Raw genomic sequence first — 21,260 nt, 5'->3', positions numbered from 1 at the left:
AGGGCCGCCCTCCAGCAGAGGGCGGCCCTTTTATACGTCTCACACCAGACGCGAACGAGCAGCCTCGACGGAATCCGAGGCGTCCAGCAACGGCAACACCTGGGAAACACCCGTCCGCACGGCTTTCGTGCGGCGCGCGAACGACGTCAGCGTCTGGCCGGGTCCGGCTTCCACCAGCAGGACGTCGTACATCGCCAGCAGCTCGTTCAACGCTGGTCCGAAGTAGACGGCATCGGTCAGCTGCCGAGTCCAGAACCGCGCCGACAACGCGTCCTCGGCGGTCATCAGCTTGCCCGTGTAGCCGGAGTACACCGGCAGGGAGGGCGCGGAGGGCGACGCGCTCCACGAAGCCAGGGCCTCATCCACTGCGGGCTGCATGGCCGGGCTGTGGAACGGTGTCGACGCCGGCACCGTCACGACGATGTACTCGTCCGCCTCCAGCCGCAGCCGCACCCGAGCGAGTGGCTCGTCCGACCCGGCCAGCATCGTCTGCCGAGCCGAGTTCACCGCCGCGATCGCGACATCGCCTTCCAGGTAGGGCACCAGGTCGGCTTCGGAACCCGCGACGGCCAGCATGCCACCGGACGGAATCGGCACGGCCGACAACACCCGGTCCCGCACCAGGGAAACGGCCTCCTCCAACGAGAAGACCCCGGCGAGAGTCGCCGCGACGACCTCCCCCGCCGAGTGCCCGATCAACGCGACAGGCTGAACACCCCATGACAAGACGGTGCGCCCCAACGCGTAGTCGACCGCGAACAACAACGGCTGAGCACGCGACACGTGGTCGATGTCAGCACCGGAAAGCCAGTCCTCACAAGCAACCGCACCAACCTCGCCGAAGAGCTCGAACACCTCGTCGATGACCGAGGTGAACACGGTATCCGTGCCGTACAGGGACGCCGCCATCCGCGGGTACTGCGACCCCTGCCCGGGAAACATCAGTGCTACATCCACGAAAGCCTCCAGAAACGGCTCAGGGGCCGCGAAGGAAATCTCGCGACCCCTGAGCAACGAGTGACATCACCTGTACTCGCGAACCACCATGGCGGAGTTGAACCCGCCCTTGCCACGCCCGAGCACCAGCGCGGCCTTCACCTTGCCGTGCCGCGCCTCGTTCATCACGAGGTCCAGCTCGTACTCCGGCACGGGGTTCTCGACGTTGACGGTCGGTGGGATCGCGCTCCAGTAGATGGAGAGGATCGCCGACGCCACGTCCAGCGACCCGCCGCCGGCGAACAGCCGGCCGGTCATGGTCTTCGGCGCCGTCACCGGCACACCGAACGGCCCGAAGATCCCCTTGATCGCCTCGGCCTCGGCCTTGTCGAGCTCGGGAATGCCCGCCGCGTCGGCGAACACCACGTCGATCTCGGAGGCGTCCATGCCGGCGTCGCGCAACGCCAGCTCGGCGGCCCGCTTCAGCCCCGGCTCCCGCGACGGCATCCGCGAGTCGAACGTCGCGGCATACCCGACGATCTCACCGTAGATCCGGGTGCCGGGACGTTCGGCCGCCGACTCCGGCGTCTCGACCACCATGATCGCGCCGCCCTCACCGGCGACGTACCCGGAGGCGTCGCGGTCGAACGGCAGATAGGCGCGGCGAGGGTTGTTGTTGCGCGACAGGCAACCCGACGCCTGGTGCGCCACCCACGCCCACGGGCACAGGGACGAGTCCATGCCACCCGTGAGCGCCAGCTTCACTCCCTTGCGCAGCTGGCGACGGGCGTGCCCGATGGAGTCGATGCCACCGGCCTGCTCGGACACCACCACCGCGCCGGGACCGCGTGTGCCGTGGCGGATGGAGATCTGGCCCGTGTTGACCGCGTAGAACCACGCGAACGACTGGTACGCCGAGACGTACTCCGGGCCCTGGTGCCACAGCTTCTGCAGCTCCCGCTGACCGAACTCGTACCCGCCCGCCGTCGCCGCGGTGATCACCGCGATGTCGGTGTCAGGGATGTCGTTGGGCTGCACGCCCGCGCCGCGCAACGCCCAGTCAGTGCCCACCAGCGTCAACCGCGTCATGTGGTCCGTCTGCGGCAGCAACCGGCCCTGCAGGTGCCGGCCTGCCTCGAAGCCCGGCACCTCGCCGGCGATCTTCGCCCAGTAGTTGGCACTGTCGAACCGGGTGATCGGCTTGATCGCCGCCTCCCCGTGCAGGGTCGCCCGCCAGTACGCGGTCGGCCCCAGCCCGTTCGGCGACGCGATGCCGATTCCCGTCACCACCGCCCGAGTCACCGGCCTGCCCCTTCCACCTTCTTGAGCACCATGGCGCTCTGGAATCCACCGAAACCACTGCCCACGGTCAGGACCGTGTTGACCTTCGCCTCGCGCGCGACCAGCGGCACGTAGTCCAGGTCGCACTCTGGGTCCGGCTCGTGCAGGTTCGCCGTCGGCGGGATGAGGTTCTCCTCGAACGCCAGCAGCGAGCCGACGATCTCCAGCGAACCGATCGCGCCCAGCGAGTGCCCGATCATCGACTTGAAGCCCGACACCGGCGTCTTGTACGCATGCGCGCCCAACGAACGCTTGAACGCCGCCGTCTCGTGCAGGTCGTTCTGCTTGGTGCCCGAGCCGTGCGCGTTGATGTAGCCGACGTCGGTGGCGTCCGAACGCGCCTGCTTCAACGCGATGTTGATGGCGTCGGACATCTCGATGCCCTCGGGGTGCAGGCCCGTCATGTGGTAGGCGTTGCACCGCGAGGCGAACCCGGCGACCTCTCCGTAGATGTGGGCACCGCGAGCGCGGGCGTGCTCCAGCTCCTCGAGCACGATGATCGCGGAACCCTCGCCCAGCACCAGGCCGTCACGTGTCTTGTCGAACGGGCGGCACGCCGTGGTGGGATCGTCGTTGCGGGTGCTCGACGCGCGGATGACGTCGAAGCACACCACGGTGATCGGGGAGAGCGGAGCCTCGGTGCCGCCGGTGACGACGACGTCCGCGGAGCCCTCCATGATCAGCTCGGCCGCGTAGCCGACCGAGTCCAGACCGGACGTGCAGCCCGTGGAGACCACGGAGACCGGTCCCTCCGCGCCGACCGTCCACGCCAGCTCCGTCGCCATCGAGGACGGCGTGAAGTAGTCGTAGAGGTGCGGCACGGCGTAGGACTGGTCGACCTCCCAGTACTTGCCCCGGTCGGAGCCGACGATGAACTCGCGCTCCAGCGAGGTCGTGCAGCCGACCGCGGTGCCGAGCGAGACACCGATGCGGCCGGGGTCGAGCTGGTCGAACTCGATGCCCGAGTCGGCCATCGCCTCGCGGCCCGCGACGACCGCGAACTGCGCGGCGCGGTCGAGCCTGCGGATCTCCTGCGGCGACAGGCCTTCGCGCACGGGGTCGAAATCTGCTTCACCCGCCATGCGGGAGCGGTACGGAGACGCGTCGAAGTGCGTGATGATGCGAGTCGCCGTACGCCCTTCGGACAGCAGTTTCCAATACGCCTTCGTTCCGATGCCACCAGGTGCTACCACGCCCACCCCGGTGATGACGGCGCGACGACTCATCGGACACCTCCAATCGCCTTCTGTGCGGACACGGTCTGCTCCAATCTCGGACAGGGCACAGGAGCGATACCTGTTTCTGCCGAATGAACCGATGGTGAAACGGCCCGATCGAGGCCACCTCGAACAACGGCGTAGGACCGCTGCAAGAGGCCCGCCCCCGCCTCCGCGGCGAACTGCTGCTTCGCCACGAAGTCGCCGCCATGGCAACCAAAACCTAGGGGCACACCGGTTTCCGCGACCGTCTCGACGATCTCGCCGATCTGGTCCGGCCACAGCCTGCCCGCTGTGTCGTGCAGCAACACGGTTTCCGCCCCAGCCTCCGCGGCCGTCAGCACGACCTCGAGCGCGTGCTCGGGATCGGCCAGCCAGCCGTCGAAGAAGTCCCGCGCCTCGACGATCACTCGCCGTTGGGCGCGCACGAGTTGACGCACGGCCTCTCGCAACCCGGAAACCGAATCCGGGAAGAAGCCGTGCCCTTGCACAACCATTGCCACCGCGGCGGTTTCCGCGGCGAGCAGTGCGGTGAGGTCTTCCGCACCACCGGACACGACGAGGGTGGTGGCCCGCAACCGGAGCTCGACCGCGGCACGGCGGTAGAACCGCCCCGGCCGGCCTCCGTCGACGAACGTGAGTCCCGGCGTGTCGAGGCGCCGCGCCGCGACCAGTCTGTCCGAGATGGACAGTCCGGTGCGACGCAGCGAGATGTCGTAGTGCTCCATCTAGAACCCCGACAGCAGTACGCGGGAAGCCTCGATCTCGTAAGCACAGGGCGCCACTTCGGACGGACATCCCTTGCGCTGATGTTCGATCGCCGCCTTCTCCAGGTACATCGACACGACGTAGAGCCCGTTGCGGCTCGCGGCACGTGCCGCGGCGGTGAGCAGTTCCGCGCCACCCAACCCCATCGCGCGTCACCTCATCCGTTCTCGGCGAATTCCTTCGCGTGCCGGAGCGTCGTGAGGCTGTTGGTTCCCAGCGCGTGACGGATGAGCTCGCGAGCGCGCTCGAGCGTGCCGTCCGGCCCCAGCACCTCCGTCACGACCTCCGGCCGGATGACGACCGTGTGGTGCGAGGTCGCCTCGATGCCGGCCTCGATACCGTCGCCGATGGCCCTGAGCGTCCACCGGCCGACGTGCGCCGCCATGATCGGCGGCGTGGCCGTCTGCTTGTAGACGATGCTGTCGTACGGGAAGCAGACCCGCACCGAGTGCGTGGTGTGGATCGACCCGTCCGGGCTGCGCGTGTCCATCTCCATGGACTGCACGCCGGTGACAGCTTCCTTCAGGTCCAGCCGGGCGACGTGCGGCAGCCGCTGCGGCCACAGGTCCGACCGGTACAGGAAGTCGAAGACGTCCTTGCGGCCCGCGTGGATCGTGATGCTGTCGGAGAACGACAGCACCAGCTTGTCGTAGTCGTCGCCGTACTCGGCGGCGCGCTTGAGCGCCGCGAGCTCGGCGTCGCTGTTGTTGTTGACCGCGTTCAGGATGAGGTCGACCGCCTCCGGCTGGGCGGCGGTGAAGTGGTGCAGCAGATCGACCCGAGTCGCCGAGTCGGCGATCGGGACGATCCGCCACTCCCCACCCATCGTCTTGACGGGCGCGGCCGAACGCTCCTGCTCGAACTTGACGTGCAGGTTCGCCGGATCGAGCTCGCGACGGGACGTCCACGTGCGCACGTCACCGTTGGCGAACGCGTGCAGCCGCAGCCGTTCGGTGGATCCGTCCCGTTCGAACACCTCGGCGTGCACCGTGGGTCCGAAGGTGTACGGCCAGGTCGTCACGTCCGCGACCAGGTCGTAGACCACCTTGGCGGGAGCACCGATCATGACCGTGTGCGTGGTGGTGTGCGTCATGTTCGTCTCCGTTCCGATTCGCCGGCGTCAGGCCGCGATCTGTCCGTTGACCTTGTCCAGCAACTGACGCGGCGTCTCCAGGTACGCCATCTCGTCGTCGGCGATCGCGACCCCGTGCTTCCGCTTGATCAGCGCGACCGTCTCCAGCAGGGCGAGCGAGTCGAAGCCCAGCTCGAGGAACGGCACGTCGAGAATGTCCTGGCCCGGCTTGAACGAGTCGTCCTCGCCCGCGGCCTCGTTGAGGATCTCCTTGAGGCCCTCGATGGTCAGTGCGCTCACGGCTATTTTCCTTTCCTCCACCGGGCGATTTCCGCGCGCCCTTCAGTGAGGTTGCCAGCGCGCGGTGGGGTGCCACTGGAGACGTCCTGGAAGAAAGCGTTGCAGGACAACGAAAACGGCCCCCGCCACAGTGTGACGGGGGCCGCTGGAGCCGGACTCAGGCGAGCAGCCTCTGCAGCTGCCGGGTTTCGGCGCTGTCGAGGCGCGGATCGGAAGTGAGGATCGCGTGCTGCAGCGCCTGCAACCTCGCCGACGGCTCCACGCCGAGCTCCTCGACCAGTGTGTTGCGCAACGCCTTGAAGGCGTCCAGCGCCTGCCACTGCCTGCCGGCGCGGAACAGCGCGATCATGTACTGCGCACACAGGTTCTCGTTCAACGGGTTCTGCACCGTCAGCACGGAGAGCTCGCTGAGCAACGCCTTGTGCCTGCCCATCCGCAGCTCCGCGTCGATGCGGGCTTCGAGCGCGCCGAGCCGTGCCTCCTCCAGCCGCACGACCTCGATGCCCAGCGGCATTCCCGGCCGCACGTCCACGACGGCGGGACCGCGCCACATCTCCAGCGCCTGCCGCAGCAACCGCGCGGCCGACGCGTGGTCCTCGACGTCGTGGGCCTGATGACCGGCGCGGGCGAGCCGGTCGAACTCGTGCACGTCGACGGACTCCGGTGGCACGTCGAGCAAATAGCCGCCGTAGCGGGTGACGAGCACTTCCTTCGCGCCGCTCTCGCCGGACACCGCCAGCGCGTCCCCGATCAGTTTGCGCAGCTGCAAGATGTAGGTCTGCAACGTGGTGCGCGCGCTCCGGGGCGGGCGGTCGCCCCACAGCTCCTCGATCAGCGTCGGTACGGACACCACCGATCCGGAGTGCAGTGCAAGCAGCGCCAGTATCTGACGCGGCTTGGCCGCCGTGGGCGTCACCGAGCGACCGTTCACCTTGGCCTCGACCGGCCCCAGGACCTGGATCTGCATCGCGCCCCTCCTCCTTCTCCGAGCACCTGATTAGTCTGCTCGGCCCAACGGCGTCGCGTTAGTGCACCGGTCCTCGATCTCGGATGAGTTCTCCCTGTGCGCGGGTGTGAAAACTTCATACCAGGGCGCATTAACGCGTAACTACCGGCCCATTACGGCCGGTAGGCACGATTGACGCACCACATTGGTCCCATGCATCGGAGTCGCAAACATGCACCCCACCTTCCCTCTGGATCACCTGGCTTCCGTCACCGCCATGAGCAACGCCGACGGCGCCATTGACGACATGAAGATCTACGAATTCGACCGTGAGGCCTCGATGGACCTCTTCATCGCCTGGACGCACACCGCGCCGGGCAGGCCGCTCGTGGCGTTCGACGAGGTTCTCGCGGCATGAGAAGCGAGCTGGCTGAACCTGGCGAGCAACGCATCGGGTTCAAACGTCACCTCCGGCCGCAGGTCGTGCAGGGCGAGGCCGTCTACCTCTTCGCGGAAGCCGGTGTCACGGCGATCCAGGGCAGCCACGTCGAATCGCTGGCGTTGCTGCTCGACGGCACCCGCGACCTCGCCGGGCTGCTGCGCGACGCCCCCGCCGGGCTGACCGCGGACGAGGTCGGCCGCATGCTGGCACGGCTCACCGCCGCGGGACTGATCGGCAGGCGGGGTGAGGAGGACGGTTCGGCCGGCACCGAGGCCTCACTCGCGTACTGGGACGCGGCGGGTCTAGACCCAGCGGAAGCGGTGGCGGCGACAACGGCGTCGCCCGTCTCCATCGTCGCGATCGGCGGCACCGATCGCGACCCGCTCGCGGAAGCCTTGCGGCGCAACGGACTGACGGTCACCTCGGGGAGTGGTGACCTCACGATCGTGGCGTGTGCGGACTACCTGGCGCCCGAGCTCCGCGACATCGACGCCGCACACCGCTCGACCGGCACCCCGTGGCTGCTGGTCAAGCCGATCGGGGCACAGGTGTGCGTGGGTCCCTTCTTCACGCCGGGCGACGGGCCTTGCTGGCGGTGCCTCGCCACCCGGCTGTCGGCGAACCGGTCGGCGGAAGCCCACGTCCGCGCGCGTTGCGGACAGCGCGGTCCGGCACCTCGGGCCGCGATCGGGCTGCCGTCGCTCACCGCGACCGCGCTGGAGATCGCGTCGGTCGAGGCCGCCAAGTGGCTCGCCGGTCTCCGGCACAACACGCAGCGGGCGATCTGGAGCTACGACAGCCTGACCATGCGGGTCGCGCACCACGACGTCCGGGCGCGACCGCAATGTCCCGGCTGCGGCGACCCCGGGATCGTCGCGAGCAGGGCGTTCGAGCGGGTTGACCTGACGAGCAGGCTCAAGCGTTCCTGCGACGGCGGTGGCCACCGGTCGTCATCGCCGCAGGAGGTGCTCGACACCTATCGGCACCTCGTCGGCCCGGTCACCGGGATCGTGCGGGAGATCCGCCGCAACAACACCGGTCCCGCGTTCTTCAACTCCTTCTGGTCCGGCGCGAACATCGCGGCCGCGGGCGACGGGATCGAGGCACTTCGCTCGTCGCTGCGCGCGGACACCGGCGGCAAGGGCGTGACGCCGCTCGACGCCGAGGTCGGTGCGCTCTGCGAAGCCGTGGAACGGCGCAGTGGCGCGTTCTGCGGCGACGAGGCACGGGTGAGCGGCAGCTACCGGTCGCTCGGCGACCTGGCCATCCACCCCGACACCGTGCAGCACTACCACCCGCGGCAGTACGAGAACCGCGACGTGTGGAACGCGAGTCACTCCAGGTTCCAGCACGTCACCACCCCGTTCGACGACGACGAGGTGATGGACTGGACCCCGTTGTGGTCCCTCACCGAACGACGCCACAAGTTCCTGCCCACCGGCATGCTCTACTTCGGCGCCCCCTGTCCGCCGAGTGTCACGTCGAACTCCAACGGCTGCGCCGCCGGCAGCAGCCTGGAAGACGCGGTGCTGCAAGGGCTTCTGGAACTCGTCGAACGCGACGCGGTCGCCATCTGGTGGTACAACCGCACTCCCGTGCCCGGCGTGAACCTGGACTCGTTCCACGACCGCTGGATCGACGACTGCCGCGAGGTGCACGCGAGCCTCGGCCGCGAGGTGTGGCTGCTCGACGTCACGGCGGACCTGGGCGTACCCGTGATGGTCGCGGTGTCCCGCCGGGTCGACGGCCCGCGCGAGGACATCATGCTCGGCTGTGGTGCCCACCTGGACCCGCGGCTGGCCGCCCGTCGCGCGCTCACCGAGCTGAACCAGTGCATGCCGATGGTGTGCGAGCCCGTCGATCTCGGCGCGTTCGACATCGACACGCGGACGTGGTTCGAACGCACGCGGCTCTCCGAGCAGCCGTGGCTGGCACCCGACCCGGCCGAGCCGGTGCGCGACGCGTCGCACCACGGCTACACGCACCATCCCGACCTCGCCGACGACATCCGCGTCATCGAGGCCACCCTGGAGGAACGGGGAATGGAGCTGCTCGTGCTCGACCAGACCCGTCCCGACATCGGGCTTGCGGTCGTGCGGGTCGTGGTGCCGGGACTGCGGCACTTCTGGTCGAGGTTCGCTCAAGGACGCCTCTACGACGTGCCCGTACAACTGGGACGACTGCCACGACCCCGCCACTACGACGAGCTCAACCCGATCCCACTGTTCATGTGACCCGAGCGGAGGCGCCCGTGGTGCCCACCCAGTCGCACGTCCCCGCGGGTCGCCCGCTGTGGTCGTTGATCGAGGACGCCTTCGTCGACGAGGGAGCCGAGCACCTCACCGTGCACGGGCGCTGGGGTGCGATCGAGCTCGCCGACACCAGCCCGCTGGTGCGCGAGGCTCTGCACCGGATGTCCCTCGGGCCCGTCGCGCTGGAGAACATCTCCGTGCTCCACGAGAACTTCGTGCGGTGGAAGAACGGCGGCGGGCCGTGCCTGGTCTGGCGCAAGCTCAAGAACACGCTCGACCAGCTCGGCGGCTGTGTCGTGCCGTCGCTCGGGCTGAACGACGGCGCCGGCCCGATCCTGTCGGTCGTGGCGGTGACCGGTGACGCGGTGTTCACGCTGCCACACATCGGCGACGACGAGACCGTCACGATGCGCGGGGGCACCGAGATCGAGCGGCTCAACGGTGACCAGGCGCTGGCGAGCCCCGGCTCGCAGTACCAGGTGATCCTGCACAGCGCGCCCGCGACGGAGATCGCGAAGACGCTGCTGGCGGCCGAGACCACGATCGCGCAGGTGGCCGAAGCGCTGCAGGTCGAGCAGTCCCTCGTCGCCGACGTCGTCGCCTATCTCGCGGGCGCCCAGCTCGTGGTACCGGCGAGGCGCTGAGCCGCCGTCATGTTGCCCCGATCGCGAAGCGCGAAGCACGGGAGAAAACGGGCAGCGCCCGTATCATGGCCGCGTCCGGATCCTCGCGTGGGAGCTGCTGTGACGTCACGACTGGAACGCTCGTCCGTATCCCGTCGTCTGGCGTACGTCGTGATCAGCGTGGTGTTCGCCAACTACCTCGGCAACGCCTTCTTCTACGTGCTGCAGGCCGGGGCGACGCCCGCGCGGATCGCCGCGTCTCTCGCCTGTCTGCTCGCCATCGGGTACCTGCAGCTGCGAGTCTTCTCGAGACCGAGCGCGAACCTCCGATCGGCCAAGGCGTACCTGGCGCTGGGCGCGATGGCGGCGTTGATCTACGTGCCGTACCCGTTCTTCGCGAACGCGTGGTCCGGGATGCCCGGTTTCCTCGCCGGCAGTGCGCTGCTGGTGCTGTCCGGCCGGGTGAGATGGGTGGTCTTCGGTGCGGTGGCGCTGAGCAACAGCGTGATCAAGTCCGCGTACGTCGACGCACTCCCCCAACTGGTCTACTACACGGTGTCGCCGCTGGCCTCCGGCCTGGTCGTGTACGGCCTCTCGCGGTTGCCGCCGCTGGTGAAGCAGCTGGAGACGGTCCGCTCCGAGCTCGCCGGGCTGGCGGTGTCGCAGGAACGCCTGCGGTTCGCCCGCGACCTGCACGACCTGCTCGGCTTCAGCCTGTCCGCGATCACGCTGAAGGTCGAGCTGGCCCGCAGGCTGGTCGGTGAGCACACCGAGCGCGCGCTGAAGGAGCTGGCCGAGATCCTCAGCATCGCGCGCGAGGCGTTGACCGACGTTCGTGCGGTGGCGTCGAGCTACCGGGAGCTGTCGCTGACCGACGAGATCGAGTCGGCGCGGTCCGTGCTGACCGCGGCGGGCGTCGAGACCACGATCGAGGCGGGCGACCACGCCGACCTCTCCCCGCGGTCCCGCACGGTGCTCGCGACAGTGCTGCGCGAGGGCGTCACGAACCTGCTGCGCCACAGCCAGGCCACCCGGTGCACGATCAGCATCTCGGGCATGGACCGCCTCGTGTCGCTCGACGTGGTCAACGACGGCGGGCCGGTCGAAGCCGGCGCCGACCGCGGCAGCGGCCTGAGCAACCTCGACATCCGGACCACGGCCATCGGTGGCTCACTGCTGGCCCAGACGTCTCCCGACGGCACCTTCCGGTTGCACGCGGAGGTGCCGGCCGAACCGGCGGAGGAGGAGCCGGCGGCGCGGGAACGCCCGGCCGGTCCCGCGATGGCGACACGGTTCGCGCAGGTGCTGCTCACGGTCGTGGTGATCGGCTACGTCGCGATGTCGATGCTGGTCGCCGGATACGAGTACACCCGCGTCGGCGCGACCGGGGTCGCGGTCGCGCTGGCCGGCATCGTCGGCACCGCGGCGCTGGTGCTGGGCCTGGTGAGCCGTCAGCACGTCTCGCTGCCGCCGCCGCGTGCGGCCGGGGTGCTCGCGGCCATGGCCGTCTGCGTGTACGCGCCCCAGCTGCTGTACAGCGATCCGTACCTCGCCGTGCCCGGTTTCCTCGCCGGGTCGGTGGCGCTGCTGGTGCCCCGCGTCGGCGGCTGGATCGGCTTCTTCACCGTGGTGGCCGCACAGGGCGTTCTCTACCACGTGTTCGGCCACGGACCGGTGGACATCGCGTACGGCCTCATGGCCACGATGAACCACGGCCTCGTGCTCTACGCGTTGACCCGGTTGCAGTCGATGGTCAACGAGCTGCACGAGGCCCGCGAGGAGCTGGCGACGGCGGCGGTGACGCAGGAGCGGCTGCGGTTCGCGCGCGATCTGCACGACCTGCTCGGCTACAGCCTGTCGGCGATCACGCTGAAGAGCGAGCTCACGCACCGGCTGGTCACGATCGACCCCGATCGGGCGCGGCAGGAGCTCACCGAGGTGCTGGAGATCTCCCGGCAGGCGCTGGCGGACGTGCGGTCGGTCGCGTTGAGCTACCGGGAGCTGTCGTTCGACGAGGAGACCCAGTCGGCGCAGGCGCTGCTGTCCGCGGCCGACATCGACGTCACCGTGCGGATCGACCCGTGCGACGAGCTGCCCAAGGACGTGACGGTGACGCTCGCGACCGTGCTGCGCGAGGGCGTGACGAACCTGTTGCGGCACAGCAAGGCCGAGCGCTGCGAGATCGTGCTGTGCAGCTCGCCGGAACGGGTCACGATGGACATCGTCAACGACGGGATTTCCACGTCGGAGCGAAAGTCCAGGGACGGCAGCGGAATCGGCAACCTCACCACGCGCGTCCGCGCGCTCGGCGGCGACCTGCACGCCGGTCTCACGCCGGAGCACACGTTCCGCCTGCGTGCCGAGATCCCGTTGAGCTGAACGAAAAAGGCCGTGTGAGGGAAGTCCCCCACACGGCCTTCGTGGCTCTGTCAGACCATCTCCAGCACGGCGCAGCCCCAGCTGTACCCGGCGCCGACGCCGAACATCACGATCCGCTGCCCCGGGAGGGCCAGACCCTCGTCGACCAGGTGGCCGAGGCTCGCGAACTGGTCCCCCGCGCCGAGGTGGCCGACGGTGCGGCTCCACTCCCACGTGGTGCGCCGCGGCTCGATGTCGTACGGCCGCAGGTAGTTCACGTCCAGGCGACGCCGGCCGAAGTGCGGCAGGATCACCCAGTCGGCGTCACCGATCTTCATGTCCGCGTCGGCGAGTGCCTCCTCGACGGCGGCGGCCTGACCGGCGTTGGCCTTGTTGATGCCGTAGGACAGCCCGAACTGGCGGCTGAACGCCTGCTTGGCGTCCTCGAAGTCCACGGGCATGCGGTGCGAGAACGGCGCAAGACCCATCGGCACGTCACCGCGGTGCAGCGGTTCCAGATCGGAATCCGCGTTGATGGCCAATGAAAGCAGTTTCGCGTACCCGCCGCGGCGGGACAGCACGATGGCGGAAGCCCCGTCGCCGTAGGGCGTGCCGGGATCGGTGCGCCACCGGTCGATGCCGGGCAGGCAGAAGCGGTCGGCCGTGGTCAGCAACGCGTCCTTGCCGGGCCTGGAGGCCAGATAGGCCACCGCGAGGTCCAGCGCGGCCATGCCGCCGTTGGACATCTGCCGGATCTCCAGCGCCAGACAGGAGTTCCGCACGGTCTCGCGCTGGATGTACGAACCGACCGGCCACAGGTCCTGGCCCTGGTGGTAGGTGGTGGCGTGCAGGATCAGCTCGACGTCGTCCGAGGCGGACCCCGCGTGTTCCAATGCGATCCTGGCCGCGGCCACCGCCATCTCCGCGGCCGACTCGTCCGGGGACACGGCGACCGACACGACGTCCGTTCGTGCCACCAGTTTCGGCTCGCACTCCCCCGACGAGATCGCGTCCGCGACCGTCAGTGTCGCGGGCAGGCGCACACCGTTGCCCCTGACGAAAACATCCTCAACTCGCACCGCGGTCCAACCTCCTTCAGCGCGCGTGTCGACGCGCACGACGCAAATCACCGTTGTGGGCACGCCTCGATGTGGCGTGGAGCGCGACATGAACTGCGAGAGATAAGGTGGCGCGCGGAGGAGCGCGATGATCAGGGTTCTGCTGGCTGAGGACATGCACATGGTGCGCGGTGCTCTCATCGCGCTGCTCAACCTCGAACCGGACATCGAGGTGGTCGCCGAGGTCAGCACCGGGGACAAGATCGTGCCGGGCGCCCGTCAGCACAAGCCCGATGTCTGCGTGATCGACATCGATCTGCCGATCCTCGACGGTTTGACCGCCGCCATGACGATTCGCGAAACGATGCCAAACGTCAGGACGTTGATGCTGACGTCGCTCGGCAGGCCGGGAACGCTGCGGAAGGCGCTTGCCGCGCGCGTGGACGGGTTCCTGCTGAAGGACGCGCCGCCGACCGAGCTCGCCGACGCGATCCGCCGGGTCGCCGCCGGCGAACGGGTCGTGGACAGCCAGCTCGCCCTGGCCGCATGGGACCGGGGCGAGTGCCCGCTCACCGACCGCGAGCTCGAGGTGCTCCGGCTGGCGGCCGACGGCGCGGACCCGGCCGACATCGCGACGGCGCTGTCGCTGTCGGCGGGCACGGTGCGCAACTACCTGACGACGATCATGACCAAGCTCAACGGGCGCAACAAGGTGGACGCCATCCGCATCGCGGAGGAAGCGGGCTGGATCTGACCGCTCCGCGGCTGGCGCGCGCATCGGGCTAGGCCGCTTGCTGCAGGCTCAGGCGGAGGTCGAAGCCGGGCCTCCCGACGATCTCCGGGGTGAGCGTGGCGCCGGAGTCCATCAGGCGGCGTGCCATGAGGAAGTCGACCGGGCGGTTGTACGCCTCGACACCGAGCAGCCGGTCACCGCGGAAGCAGAACACCGAGAACTTGCCCTGCGCGGGGTCACCGACGGTGACCGTGCGGTCGTGGCCGTCGGTGAGGCCGGCGATCTGCAGCTTCACGTCGTACTGGTCGCTCCAGAACCACGGCAGCGCGGTGTAGGGCTCGGCACTTCCCAGGATGGCCGCGGCCACGCAACCGGCCTGGTCCACGGCGTTCTGCACCGACTCCAGGCGGACCAGGCCACCGGAGAGCGGGCGGGCGAACCGCGCGCAGTCACCGATCGCGTGCACCCGCGGGTCGACCGTGCGCAGGTGGGCGTCGACCACGATGCCGTCGTCGCACGCGAGTCCCGACCGTTGCGCGATCTCCGCGTTCGGGATGACGCCGATGCCCGCGACCACCAGGTCCGCCACCAGCACCGTGCCGTCGGTCAGCTCGACGAAGCCCTCCCGGACGGCGGCGACGCCGGTGCCGGTCAGCACCTGGACGCCCTCACGGCGGTGGCGGTTGGTCAGGTGCCGCGCGGTCGCCTCGGAGACGGCCCGCTGCATCACCCGCGGCTGGGTCTCGACGACGGTCACCTCGTGGCGCAGTTTCCGGACCACGGCGGCGAACTCGAGGCCGATGAACCCGCCGCCGATGACGACGACGTCCAGTCCGGTCCTGCCTTCGAGCTTCTGCCTGATCACGTCCGCGTCGGCCACCGTGCGCAGGTTCAGCACGTGCTCGGCACCGGGAACGGGCAGTGGCCTGGGCCGTGCGCCGGTCGCGAACACGAGGTGGTCGTAGCCGATGGTGCGGGCACAGCCCAGCACCACGACCCGCGCCGACCGGTCGACACCGATGACCCGTTCACCGGTCACGACCTGGATGCCGTGGTCCGCGTAGTAGGAGTCCTGCCGCAGCACCAGCCCGGCGAGGTCGGTCTCCCCCGCCAGGTAGGCCTTCGTGAGCGGTGGCCGCTGGTACGGCGCGGCCTGCTCGTCACCCACGAGGGTGATGGAGCCGCGGTGTCCCTGTTCTCGCAGGGACACCGCGACCTGGCAGCCCGCCTGCCCGGCCCCGACGACGACTACCGACTCGCCGCGCATGTCAGTAGTTGCCCAGCCCGCCGCAGACGTTGAGCGCCTGCGCGGTGATCGAGGACGCGGTGTCCGTGGTCAGGTACGTCACGAGACCGGCGACCTCTTCCGGCGTGCTGTACCGACCCAGCGGGATCTTGGCGTTGAACTTCTCGAGGACCTCTTCCTCGCTGATGCCCCAGTGGTTCGCGTAGCCCTGGCGGACGCGGCCGGCCATGGGCGTCTCGACGTAGCCGGGGCACACCGCGTTGACGGTGATGCCGGACTTCGCGAGCTCGATGCCGACGGCCTTGGTGAAGCCGACGACGCCGTGCTTGGACGCCGAGTAGGGCGCGGCGAACACCACGCCCTGCTTGCCGCCGGTGGAGGCGATGTTGATGATCCGGCCCCAGGACTGCTCGACCATCCTGCCGGTGCTCAGAACCTCTTTGGTGAAGCGGAAGACACCGTTGAGGTTGGTGTCGATGACGTCCAGCCAGAGGTTCTCGTCCAGCTCGGCGGTGATGCCACCGCCACCGCGACCCGCGTTGTTCACGAGGATCTCGACGGGACCGAACGTGTCGACCGCCTTCTGGACGGCGGAGCGGATGTCCTCGGTGGACGTCACGTCGGCGGCAGCGCCGTCCGCCTCGTGCCCTTCTTCGCGCAGCTGCTTCACCGTGGTGTTCACGTTCTCGGCCGTGCGGGCCACGACGAACACCGCGTGCCCCTGCTTGCCGAGACTGCGGGCGACCTCGAGACCGATACCACTCGTGGCGCCCGTGACCAGGGCTACCCGTCGCTTGCTCATGCGTCTTCTCTCCTCAGAGTTGCTTCTCAGGAAGGTGCACGACGAGTCCGTCGAGCTCCTCGGTCACGGGCAGCTGGCAGCTCAGCCTGCTGTTCTCCTTGCGCTCGCAGGCCGTGAAGTACAACAGCTCGTCCTCGACCTGGTGCATCTCGGCGAGCGGCTTCGTGTTCTCGGGATCGACGTACACGTGGCACGTGCCGCAGGAGGCGCCACCGCCGCACTGCGCCACGATTCCCTTGATGCCGTTGAGAACTCCGCCGCGCATCACGGTCTCGTTGACGGCGACGTCGACAACGGTCTCGATGCCGTCGTGCGTTACATAGGTGATCTTTGGCATGGCAGTTCTCCCACGGATCTGCGGCTCGCCGGACGTTGTCCACCTTGCCCTGGTGTGCTTTTCGTGTGGTGGAGGCCACCTTGAGCGGAAAGGGCCCCGGATCGAGGCCCTTCGCCCGAACGTCACGCGTCCCAGGTGACCGGAAGCTCCCACAGGCCGTAGATCACGGCGCCTTCCTTGCGCGGGATCTCCAGGAACGGCTTGGCCAGCCGCAACGAGGGGATCCGCTGGAACAGCGTCGTCCACACCAGTTCCATCTCAAGGCGCGCGAGGTCGGCGCCGATGCAGTGGTGCAGCCCGTGCCCGAACCCGAGGTGCTTGCGGGTCCCGCGGGCGAGGATCACCTTCTCCGGCTCCGGGAAGATCTCCGGATCGCGGTTGCCTGCCAGCGCCAGGCAGAGGATGCCGTCGCCCGCCTTGATCGTCTTGCCGCCGATCTCGATGTCCTCCAGGGCGACGCGCGGAATCGCGGTGTCGCCGATGGTGGCGATGCGGACGAGCTCCTCGACCGCCGGCTCGATCATGCCCTGCGGGTCGTCGAGCAGCAGCTGCAGCTGGTCGGGGTTCTCCAGCAGGCAGGCGGTGCCGAGCGAGAGCATCGAGGCGGTCGTCTCGTGGCCGCCGTTCATCAGCAGGCGGATCATGTTGAACAGGTCGCGGCGGGTGTACTCCTCGCCGGACGCGGCGTACTCGGCCATCGCGCGGCTGAGCAGATCGTCGCCGGGTTCCTTCTCCTTCAACGTGATCAGCTTGTCGACGTAGGCGTTCACCTCGACGATGGCGGCCTGACGCTGCTCGGGCGTCGAGTGGCCGCCGAGCAGACACGTGCCGTGGTTGATGAAGAAGTCGTGCTCGTCCTGCGGGATGCCGAGCAGCTCGCAGATCACCGTCATCGGCACGGCGAGCGAGAACTCGCGGTGGAAGTCGATCGGCGGCGTCATCGTCAGGATCTTGTCGATGTACTCGTCGACGATCTCCTGGATCCGCGGGCGAAGGCGCTTCACCTGACGGTTGGTGAACGTCACGGCCGCCTTGCGCCGGGTCCGGGTGTGCTCCGGGTTGTCGTAGCCGATGAACGACGTCTCGGTGCGGAACTCCGGCGGCGCGACGAAGTAGAACGGGAAGTTGTCGTGCTTGCGCGAAGCGCTGATCCTCGGGTCGGTCAGGATCTTCTTGATCGTGTGGTAGCCGCTGATCGTCCAGATCCGCAGCCCTGAGCCCGTCAGCGTGACCTGGACGACGTCTTCGTCGATCATGTCGTCGTACTGTTTCGGAGGCGTGAACGGGCACTGCCTCTGGTACGGGAACGTCTCCTCAGTTTGGGCGCTGCCGGGTTCGACGGCACTTGTGGTCATGACGAGTCCTCCTGGTCGACTGCCGTGAGGGTGTCACCGTCGGCTGGAGCGTCACTCAAAGGTCCATTGTGGACTCAAGGATGTGTCGAGCGTGACGCCCTAGCGTGGCCCGCGACCCAGTCACTGCACCTGGAGGTGAGCAGGTGAGCCGGAAGATCGAGCCCTACACGATCGACGTCCCACCGTCCGCGTTGGACGACCTGAGAGAACGGTTGGCGCGCACGCGCTGGCCGGACGCCGAGACCGTCGGCGACTGGTCCCAGGGACCACCGGTGGCGTACCTCACCGAACTCGCCGGCCACTGGGCGAAGACGTACGACTGGCGCGTGGTGGAACGAAAACTGAACTCGCTGCCGCAGTTCCGCACCACGATCGACGACGTCGGCATCCACTTCCTGCACGTGCGTTCGCCGCACCCGTCGGCGACACCGCTGCTGCTGACGCACGGCTGGCCCAGTGCGCCGGTGGAGTTCCTCGACATCATCGATCTCCTGACGGATCCGGAAGACCCCGCCGACGCGTTCGACGTCGTGTGTCCTTCGCTGCCAGGACACGGTTTCAGCGACAAGCCCGCGACGACCGGGTGGACGGTGCAGCACATCGCCGAAGCGTGGGCCGAGCTCATGTCGCGGCTGGGCTACGAGCGCTACGTCGCACACGGCGGCGACTGGGGGTCCTGGGTGTCGGCCGCGCTCGGCACCGTCGATCCCGAACACCTCGCGGGCATTCACCTCACGATGCCGCTCGCCCGGCCGCCGCAGGAACAGGTGGAGCTCGACGAACGCGACCAGCGAGCCATGGCGCGGATGCGGGGCTTCGGCAAGAACCGCTCCGGCTACGCCGCGATCCAGTCCAGCCGCCCCCAGGCACTCGGCTACGGCCTCACCGACTCCCCGGCGGCGTTGCTGGCCTGGATCGTCGACCGCTTCTGGGAATGGGCGGGACACGACAACGACCTCGAACAGGCGGTGCCGAGGGACAAGCTGCTCGACATCGTGTCCACCTACTGGTTCACCGGCACCGGCGTCTCGTCGGCCCGGTTGTTCTGGGAGAGCTTCGACACCGAGCCGATGAACCCCACGAACGTGCCGACCGGGGCGTCGGTGTTCCCGAACGACGCATGGCTGCCGAGGGCGTGGGCCCGCACCCGCTTCACCGATCTGCGGTACTGGCGCGACCTGCCGGAGGGGGGCCACTTCCCCGCTCTGGAACGCCCGGTGGAACTCGCCGCCGAGCTCCGTGCGTTTCTGCGCGTGCTCGGCTGAACCGCGGGAGAGGGGGAGCTTCCGCTGTGGAAGCTCCCCCTCTCGTAGCTGTGTCTCAGATGTGCGCCACGACAGGCTCCGGCGCCGACTCGTCCGACGCGTCTCGCGACACCTTCGGCATCGCGGCCGCGGCGAGCGCCGCGATCACGAGCAGGACGGCGGTGCCGAGGAACGCGTTCGCGTACCCGGATGCCATCTGCTCAGGGACGCGCGACTCGCCACCGCTGAAGTTGGCAACCGCCACGAGCACGGCGAGACCAGCCGCACCACCGAGGGCCTGGCCGGTCGTGAGCAGCCCGGACGCGAGTCCCTGCTGGCTCGACGGCAGCGCTGCGGTGGCGAGGTTCGCCACTGTGCCGAGCACCATGCCGACGCCTACACCGAACAGCAGGCTCGGACCGAGCAGGTCGGCGACGAACGTCGCGCGGCTGTCGACGAAGGACAGCCAGCCGAGGCCGATCACACCGGCGACGAGGCCGCTCAGCAACGTGAACCGGCCGCCCAGCTTGCTCGTCTGCGGTGCGACCATGCCGGCGCCAAGGAAGATCGCGACCGACAGCGGCAGGTACGACAGGCCGGTGACCAGCGGGCTGTACCCGAGAACGAACTGCATCAGCAGCGTCAGGAAGTAGAACGTCGACGCCATCGCAGCACCCACGCAGAACATCGAGATGTTCGCGGCGACGATCGACCGGTTGCGGAACACGTTCAACGGGACGAGTGGCGCACTCGCGATCTTCGCCTGGTCGTACAGGAAGACGGCGATGCCCACCACGGCGACCGCGAACGAGATGAGGCTCACCGGGGAACCCCAGCCTTCGCGCTCACCCTGCGCGATGCCGAACACCAACGCGGCGATGCCGATCGTCACCGACACGGCACCGAGGATGTCGAGCTTGCGCGGCCCGGCCTGCACGGCGGACGGGGTGATGGAGATCGCGGCGACGATGAACAGCGCGATGCCGACCGGCACGTTCAGCAGCATCACCCAGCGCCACGACAACCATTCGGTGACGACGCCGCCGGCCAGCACGCCGATCGCGCCACCGCTGCCGCCCGCGGCACCCCACAGTCCGAACGCCTTGGCGCGCTGGGCGGGTTCGGTGAACGTGGTGCCCAGCACCGTCAGCGTCGCAGGTGACATCAGTGCCACCCCGACACCTTGGCCCGCGCGGGCGATGATGAGCTGTGTCGCGTCCTGGGCGAAACCACCGGCGAGGCTCGCGACGGTGAACAGCGCGATGCCGGCGAGGAAGAAGCCGCGGCGGGAGAACAGGTCCGCCATCCGCCCGGCGAGGAGCAGCAGACCGGCAGTTGGAATCAGGTACGCGTTGATGACCCACTGCAGGCTGTTGGCGTCAAAGCTCAGCGCGGACTCGATGGACGGCAGGGCGACGTTCATGATGGTGCCGTCGAGCACCACCAACAGCTGCCCCACGCAACAGGCGAGTAGCACGAGGCCTGTTCGCCCGTGGTTGGCATTCGACATGGGTTGGCTCCTTCGCTGGTTAACGCCGAGTGCGCGCGTGGGTGGATGTGCGCACTGCCCAAGGGACCCAGCGTCCCGCCACGCGGTACACCCGCGATCGGACCGCGCTTGAGTCCACGCCTGCAGGCGATCGCGCCCTGTAGTCGTTCTCGACTGCGTTTGAAGGTGTGGCGGCCACGCTGCCTTCGATCGCCATCGATCTGCAAAGGACTGATTCAGATGCCCCGTATTGTCAGGAACTTGGCCGTGTTCGCCTCGGCGACGGCTCTCGCGTTGAGCGGTGCCGCACTGGCGAGCACAACAGCGGCCGGAGCGGAAACGGTGACCGACAGCCAGGTGTTCATCAAAGCCCACCCCGTGGTCGGTTCCTGGCATGGAACCGTGCAGCACCAGGGCGGCAGCGGTCCCATCAGCCTCAACTTCTCGTCCTCCGGCTCCGTGTGCCTGCGTTCCGGTGGCGGCAGTGGCGGCCACGGCGAGGGCACCGGCACGTGGAAGTCCACGGGCACCAACACCTTCAAGTTCACCGTGCGGGAGTACCTCTACGACAGCGCCGGCACGCCGACCGGTTCGGTCGACGTGAACCAGTCCGGCTCCATCTCGGGCAAGACCCTGTCCAGCTCGGGCGTGTCGACGATCTACGACGTCAACGGCAACTTCATCACCACCGCCCAGGCGAAGATCACCGCGGCTCGCATCTGATGTGACCAAGGGGGACCC

The 21,260-nt window shown here is 68.6% G+C and carries 21 protein-coding genes; 7 read left to right on the top strand and 14 right to left on the bottom strand.

The window, feature by feature from the left end; genetic code table 11:
* Positions 1-39: 39 nt before the first annotated feature.
* From C8D87_RS29815 to C8D87_RS29780, 8 genes are all read right to left on the bottom strand, one after another.
* Positions 40-957: an acyltransferase domain-containing protein gene (locus tag C8D87_RS29815; RefSeq protein ID WP_146771907.1), complete on the bottom strand. Its 918-nt coding sequence runs from the start codon at positions 955-957 to the stop codon at positions 40-42.
* 66 nt (positions 958-1,023) lie between these two features.
* The gene (locus tag C8D87_RS29810) at positions 1,024-2,238 is read right to left on the bottom strand and encodes a ketosynthase chain-length factor (RefSeq protein WP_112229177.1); all 1,215 of its coding nucleotides are present in this window, start codon (positions 2,236-2,238) and stop codon (positions 1,024-1,026) included.
* Positions 2,235-3,503: a beta-ketoacyl-[acyl-carrier-protein] synthase family protein gene (locus tag C8D87_RS29805; protein ID WP_109640593.1), complete on the bottom strand. Its 1,269-nt coding sequence runs from the start codon at positions 3,501-3,503 to the stop codon at positions 2,235-2,237. Before C8D87_RS29805 ends, C8D87_RS29810 begins: the two co-directional genes overlap by 4 nt.
* Positions 3,500-4,222, bottom strand: a complete 723-nt coding sequence (locus C8D87_RS29800; RefSeq protein WP_112229176.1) for a beta/alpha barrel domain-containing protein — start codon at positions 4,220-4,222, stop codon at positions 3,500-3,502. Before C8D87_RS29800 ends, C8D87_RS29805 begins: the two co-directional genes overlap by 4 nt.
* Positions 4,223-4,408 (bottom strand): hypothetical protein, encoded by a 186-nt coding sequence (locus C8D87_RS29795; RefSeq protein WP_109640595.1) that lies wholly within the window; start codon positions 4,406-4,408, stop codon positions 4,223-4,225.
* Between the two features lie 11 nt (positions 4,409-4,419).
* A complete protein-coding gene (locus tag C8D87_RS29790) occupies positions 4,420-5,355 on the bottom strand; it encodes an aromatase/cyclase (protein ID WP_112229175.1) in 936 nt (311 codons plus the stop codon).
* 27 nt (positions 5,356-5,382) lie between these two features.
* Positions 5,383-5,634, bottom strand: a complete 252-nt coding sequence (locus tag C8D87_RS29785) for an acyl carrier protein (protein ID WP_109640597.1) — start codon at positions 5,632-5,634, stop codon at positions 5,383-5,385.
* A gap of 157 nt (positions 5,635-5,791) precedes the next feature.
* Positions 5,792-6,601 carry an AfsR/SARP family transcriptional regulator gene (locus C8D87_RS29780; protein WP_112229174.1) on the bottom strand — a complete coding sequence of 270 codons (810 nt, stop codon included), beginning with the start codon at positions 6,599-6,601 and terminating at the stop codon, positions 5,792-5,794.
* Between the two features lie 256 nt (positions 6,602-6,857).
* Between C8D87_RS29780 and C8D87_RS46240 the strand changes: the two genes are divergently transcribed.
* The 4 genes from C8D87_RS46240 to C8D87_RS29760 all read left to right on the top strand — a co-directional run bounded on the left by C8D87_RS46240 (position 6,858) and on the right by C8D87_RS29760 (position 12,276).
* On the top strand, positions 6,858-6,998 hold the full coding sequence (locus tag C8D87_RS46240; protein ID WP_170166628.1) for a hypothetical protein: 141 nt from the start codon (positions 6,858-6,860) through the stop codon (positions 6,996-6,998).
* Positions 6,995-9,256, top strand: coding sequence for a TOMM precursor leader peptide-binding protein (locus C8D87_RS29770; protein WP_112229172.1), 2,262 nt, complete (start codon positions 6,995-6,997; stop codon positions 9,254-9,256). The genes C8D87_RS46240 and C8D87_RS29770 overlap by 4 nt, the downstream gene beginning before the upstream one ends.
* Positions 9,253-9,918: a hypothetical protein gene (locus C8D87_RS29765; protein ID WP_112229171.1), complete on the top strand. Its 666-nt coding sequence runs from the start codon at positions 9,253-9,255 to the stop codon at positions 9,916-9,918. The genes C8D87_RS29770 and C8D87_RS29765 overlap by 4 nt, the downstream gene beginning before the upstream one ends.
* 99 nt (positions 9,919-10,017) lie before the next feature.
* Entirely contained in the window at positions 10,018-12,276 is a 2,259-nt protein-coding gene (locus C8D87_RS29760) for a sensor histidine kinase (RefSeq protein ID WP_146771906.1), read from the top strand.
* Between the two features lie 50 nt (positions 12,277-12,326).
* Here the strand turns inward: C8D87_RS29760 and C8D87_RS29755 are convergent, their stop codons facing one another.
* The gene (locus C8D87_RS29755; protein ID WP_215732527.1) at positions 12,327-13,334 is read right to left on the bottom strand and encodes a ketoacyl-ACP synthase III family protein; all 1,008 of its coding nucleotides are present in this window, start codon (positions 13,332-13,334) and stop codon (positions 12,327-12,329) included.
* Between the two features lie 127 nt (positions 13,335-13,461).
* Between C8D87_RS29755 and C8D87_RS29750 the strand changes: the two genes are divergently transcribed.
* The gene (locus C8D87_RS29750) at positions 13,462-14,067 is read left to right on the top strand and encodes a response regulator transcription factor (RefSeq protein ID WP_112229169.1); all 606 of its coding nucleotides are present in this window, start codon (positions 13,462-13,464) and stop codon (positions 14,065-14,067) included.
* A 28-nt stretch (positions 14,068-14,095) separates the two neighbouring features.
* Here C8D87_RS29750 and C8D87_RS29745 read toward each other — a convergent pair whose 3' ends face one another.
* From C8D87_RS29745 to C8D87_RS29730, 4 genes are all read right to left on the bottom strand, one after another.
* Positions 14,096-15,313 (bottom strand): NAD(P)/FAD-dependent oxidoreductase, encoded by a 1,218-nt coding sequence (locus C8D87_RS29745; RefSeq protein WP_112229168.1) that lies wholly within the window; start codon positions 15,311-15,313, stop codon positions 14,096-14,098.
* A gap of 1 nt (position 15,314) precedes the next feature.
* The gene (locus C8D87_RS29740) at positions 15,315-16,094 is read right to left on the bottom strand and encodes an SDR family NAD(P)-dependent oxidoreductase (RefSeq protein ID WP_112229167.1); all 780 of its coding nucleotides are present in this window, start codon (positions 16,092-16,094) and stop codon (positions 15,315-15,317) included.
* Between the two features lie 13 nt (positions 16,095-16,107).
* A complete protein-coding gene (locus C8D87_RS29735; RefSeq protein WP_109640607.1) occupies positions 16,108-16,431 on the bottom strand; it encodes a 2Fe-2S iron-sulfur cluster-binding protein in 324 nt (107 codons plus the stop codon).
* 122 nt (positions 16,432-16,553) lie between these two features.
* A complete protein-coding gene (locus tag C8D87_RS29730; protein ID WP_109640608.1) occupies positions 16,554-17,786 on the bottom strand; it encodes a cytochrome P450 in 1,233 nt (410 codons plus the stop codon).
* 143 nt (positions 17,787-17,929) lie between these two features.
* On the opposite strand from C8D87_RS29730, the gene C8D87_RS29725 reads away from it, so the two are divergent.
* On the top strand, positions 17,930-19,051 hold the full coding sequence (locus C8D87_RS29725; protein WP_112229166.1) for an epoxide hydrolase family protein: 1,122 nt from the start codon (positions 17,930-17,932) through the stop codon (positions 19,049-19,051).
* Between the two features lie 55 nt (positions 19,052-19,106).
* On the opposite strand, the gene C8D87_RS29720 is transcribed toward C8D87_RS29725, so the two are convergent.
* The gene (locus tag C8D87_RS29720; RefSeq protein ID WP_170155237.1) at positions 19,107-20,489 is read right to left on the bottom strand and encodes an MFS transporter; all 1,383 of its coding nucleotides are present in this window, start codon (positions 20,487-20,489) and stop codon (positions 19,107-19,109) included.
* A 291-nt stretch (positions 20,490-20,780) separates the two neighbouring features.
* Between C8D87_RS29720 and C8D87_RS29715 the strand changes: the two genes are divergently transcribed.
* Positions 20,781-21,242, top strand: coding sequence for a hypothetical protein (locus tag C8D87_RS29715; RefSeq protein ID WP_170166627.1), 462 nt, complete (start codon positions 20,781-20,783; stop codon positions 21,240-21,242).
* Positions 21,243-21,260 lie beyond the last annotated feature (18 nt).

Origin of the sequence: Lentzea atacamensis, assembly GCF_003269295.1 — a bacterium.
GTDB lineage: Bacteria > Actinomycetota > Actinomycetes > Mycobacteriales > Pseudonocardiaceae > Lentzea > Lentzea atacamensis.
Note: the sequence above shows the minus strand (reverse complement) of the source record. Positions and strands in the feature narration are given on the sequence as shown.